The organism is Streptomyces bobili (assembly GCF_002154575.1).
Taxonomy (GTDB): domain Bacteria; phylum Actinomycetota; class Actinomycetes; order Streptomycetales; family Streptomycetaceae; genus Streptomyces; species Streptomyces bobili.
On record NZ_MUBA01000462.1, the window covers coordinates 1 to 3,880 of the forward strand.

Below are 3,880 nucleotides of genomic sequence, written 5' to 3' on the forward strand. Positions count from 1 at the left end.
CCGACGGCCATCGCCGCGGCCGGGTACCAGGAGGCGCGGCCCGTCGAGAAGTAGGAGCGGGCCAGCACCCCGACCAGGGTCTGGCCGAGCAGCCCGAGCGCGTACACCCGCATCACGCCCGCCGTCGCCGCGGTGTCCCGCGCGGTGAACGCGCCCCGCTGGAAGAACAGTTCGATCATCTGCGGCGCGCAGGCCACCACCGCCGCCGTGCCGAGCAGCACCACGCACGCGGCCAGCGCCAGGTCCCGCTGCACCCGGTCGCGGGCCCGCTCGGTGTCGCCCTCGGCCAGCGCCCGCGCGACCACCGGGAAGGTGACCGTGCACACCATCAGCGACAGGATCATCGGCATCTGCGCGACCTTCTGCGCGTAGTTCAGATGCGAGATCGCCCCCGACGGCAACTGCGAGGCGAGGAACCGCTCGACCAGGATCTGCGACTGCCGGCACAGCGCGAACAGCAGCACGGTCGCCACGATCGCCCCGCCGAGCGGCCGAGGCTCCTCCGCCACCCCGGCGGTCTCCGCGTCGCGCTTGCGCAACTGCCTCCACAGCGACGGCAGTTGTACGGCCACCATCAGGCAGCCGCCGACCGCGACCCCGACCGCCGCCGACCGCACCCCCCAGCGCTCGCCGAGCACGAACATCCCGGTGACGATGCCCGTGTTGTACGCCACGTAGATCGCCGCCGGCGCCACGAACCGCCGGTGCGCGCGCAGGGCCGCGCTGCAGTACCCGGCGAGCCCGAAGCTCACCACGCAGGTCGCGGTGAGCCGGGTGCAGTCGATGGCCAGCGCGGGGTCGGGCAGACCGGGGGCGAGGCTTCCGACCACCTGGGGGGCGAGGGCCGCGACGAGGACGCCGGCCGCGACGAACGCCAGCGACAGCCGCGGCAGCGTCCCGGCGACGAGGGCGCGGACCGGGTCGCCGCCGGCCCCCCTGGCGCGCCGGGCCAGGGCCATGCTGAACGCCGGGATCAGCGCGAACGCCAGCCCGTCCTCGATGAGCAGGGTGGCCGCGAACTCGGGCACCGTCCATGCGACGAGGAAGGCGTCCGTGTCCCGCCCCGCCCCGAACAGCCGGGCCAGTGCCTGATCGCGGACCAGCCCGAGCAGCGAACCGGCGACCGACAGGACGGCGGTGATCAGGGCGGCACGGGCGAGGAACCCTCCGGAGGCCGGGGGCGGTTCGGATGAGGGGGGTTCGGACGGGAATGGGTCGGGCGAATCCGCGGGCGCGTTCCCGAGCACCTTGGCGAGCGCCTTCCGGGGCCGCTTCTCCTGCCGCTTCCCGTGGCGTCCGGTCGGCCGCGCCGCCCCTGCGACCGTGACGTCCGCGCCACCGCCCACGTCACCGCCCGCGTCACTGCCGGCGTCGCCGTCCGCGTCGCCGTCCGCGTCGCCGTCCGCCCGCGTGGTCCGGGAAGGCGTCACCGTCATCGCCCGAGCGCCTCCTCGCGCCCGCCGCTCCCGAGAGCCCGCGCACGCCCGACCGGACCCGCCGGCTCCTCGCCGCCGGGAGCCTCCTCGGCCCCGACCAGCGCCCACCAGGCGGCGAGCCCCAGCACCACCGCGGTCAGCACCGTCGAGGGTCCGCCGATGTCGGCGTACAGGAAGTCGGTGAGCTGCCAGACGAGGAGGCCGCAGGCGACGAGGGCGCAGTCGAGGCCGGGCGCCCGGTTCCGGTGGACGCGCAGCAGCCCGCGCAGCGCGCACACCAGCAGCGCCAGCCAGCTGCCGGCCAGCGCGAGCAGCCCGATCAGGCCCTGTTCGCCCAGGACCAGCAGGTACATGTTGTGCGGGGACAGCAGCGGCTGCTTGCGGTAGCCGGCGCCGGCGCCCTCGGTGTCGCTGCCGGCCGACAGGGCCAGCGAGGCGTGCGCGTCCCGGTGCTCGGGGAAACCCTTCAACCCGACGCCGGTCAGCGGCTGTTCGCGCCACATGCCGACCGCCGCCGCCCACATCGTGTACCGGTCGGTGACCGACTGGTCGGGGGCGTCCGCGACCTGCGTGATGCTGCCGATGCGCTCCTGGAGCATCGCCGTACCGACGCCGAAGCCGCCGACCAGGACCACGCCCGCGGCGAGGACGACCGCGCCGGCCTTCACCGCCCGCCGCAGCCCGGCCAGCGCCAGTTGCGCCGAGCAGGTCACCGCCGTCGCGATCCACGCCCCCCGGCTGAAGGACAGCGCGAGCGGCAGCAGCAGGCCCAGCGCGCAGGCGGTGGCGATCGTCCGCTGCCGTACCGAGGACCGGCCCAGGGCCAGGCCGGCCGCGCAGACCAGCCCGAAGGACACGACCGTCGCCATGCCCATCACGTCCTGCGCGCCGAACGTACCGACCGCGCGGATCTCCTCCCCTTGGTAGGAGGCGCCCGTCCCGGTGACGTACTGGTGCACGCCGACCGCGCCCTGCCAGCCCGCGAGCCCCACGAACGACCAGGCCAGCAGCCGGAAGTCGCACCGGTCACGGATCAGCAGCAGCACCGCCGCCGGGACCAGGACGAACACCTGGAGGTAGCGGCCGAGGCCGCCGATGCCCGCGCCCGGCGAGGACGCCCCCATCGCGGCGAGCGCGAGCCCGGCCACCGGCAGCCCCAGCACCACGGCCGCCGTGCGGGACAGGGGGCGCCGCCGCTGCCGCAGCAGCCGGACCGCGCAGAACAGCACGACGAGCGCGGAGAGCGCGTCGGCCGGTCCCGCTCCGCCCTCGCCGCCGGGGGAGACCGGCAGCGCGAGCAGGGCCACCACGGCGACGACGGGCAGCACCGGCGACAGCGTCCGCAGACGGGGCACGGGCAGGGCGAGGCTCATCGGACGGTTTCAGCTCCCGGTCGGTCGCACGAGGGCGGCCGCGGTGCGCAGCAGGATGCAGATGTCCTGCCACAGCGACCAGTTGTCGATGTAGGCGTTGTCGAAGCGGGCCCGGTCCTCGATGGAGGTGTCGCCCCGCAGCCCGTGGATCTGGGCGAGGCCGGTGATCCCGGTCCGCATCCGGTGCCGGGCCGCGTAGCCGGGGTAGGTCTGGCTGAACTGGCCTACGAAGTACGGGCGTTCGGGCCGGGGTCCGACCAGGCTCATGTCGCCCCGCAGCACGTTCCACAGCTGGAGCAGCTCGTCCAGCGAGGACTCGCGCAGGAAACGGCAGAACGGGCTCATCCGCACCTCGCCCGCCACGCTCCACCGGGTCGCGGACTCGTGCTCGTCCACCGGACGGTGGGTGCGGAACTTGAGCAGGGTGAACGGGCGCCCGTCCCTGCCGATGCGCTCCTGCCGGAACACCACGCCCGGTCCGCTGGTCAGCCGCAGCACCGCCGCGAACACCAGCAGCAGGGGGCTGACCAGCAGCAGCAGCGTCCCGGACACCGTGATGTCCAGCAGCCGCTTGCCGAGCCCGCCGCCACGCCCGCTGCCCATGTCCAGCCGACGGCAGGGGAACCCGGCGAGCTGCTCACGGGTCGCGTACGACGGGGTGTCGGCGTCGACCTCCCACACCGCGCAGCCCGACTCGGCCAGCGCCCGCAGCAGCGGACCCTGCGCGGTGCGCACCGACGGGTGGACGCACAGGACGTCACGGACGCCGTTCTGGATGAGGGCGCGCTGCACCTCCTGACCCGTGGTCAGCACCGGCAGCCCGTCGGCGCCGTCCGGGTGGCCGGGGTGCTCGGCGACGATGCCGATGGGCCGTACTCCGTACCGGGGGTGGCGCAGCACGGCCGCGGCCACCCGCTGCGCGGTGGCCGCCGGGCCGACGACGAGCGCGGCGCGCGGGCGGCGCAGCAGTGCCCGGCGGCGCAGCAGATGGACGGCGGCGCGTCCGGTGCAGGCGGTGAGCGCCTGCGCGGTGAACCCGAGGACCAGGATGCGCGCGGACAGCGCCTGCGC

General features: G+C 75.3%; 3 protein-coding genes. All 3 read right to left on the reverse strand.

The annotated features are described in order from the left end of the window. Positions 1 to 1,436: lipid II flippase MurJ (locus BZL64_RS30245; RefSeq protein ID WP_244205557.1), on the reverse strand; the 1,436-nt coding region annotated here is incomplete at its 3' end. After that, entirely contained in the window at positions 1,433 to 2,809 is a 1,377-nt protein-coding gene (locus BZL64_RS30250) for an O-antigen ligase family protein (protein WP_086772335.1), read from the reverse strand. The genes BZL64_RS30245 and BZL64_RS30250, both read right to left, overlap by 4 nt. A 9-nt stretch (positions 2,810 to 2,818) precedes the next feature. Then, the coding region (locus BZL64_RS30255) for an exopolysaccharide biosynthesis polyprenyl glycosylphosphotransferase (protein WP_086772336.1) at positions 2,819 to 3,880 on the reverse strand (1,062 nt) is incomplete at its 5' end.

Bases quoted from the DNA above. Each gene is read 5' to 3' on its own strand.
- BZL64_RS30250 (WP_086772335.1), bottom strand. From the start codon at position 2,809: ATGAGCCTCGCCCTGCCCGTGCCCCGTCTGCGGACGCTGTCGCCGGTG.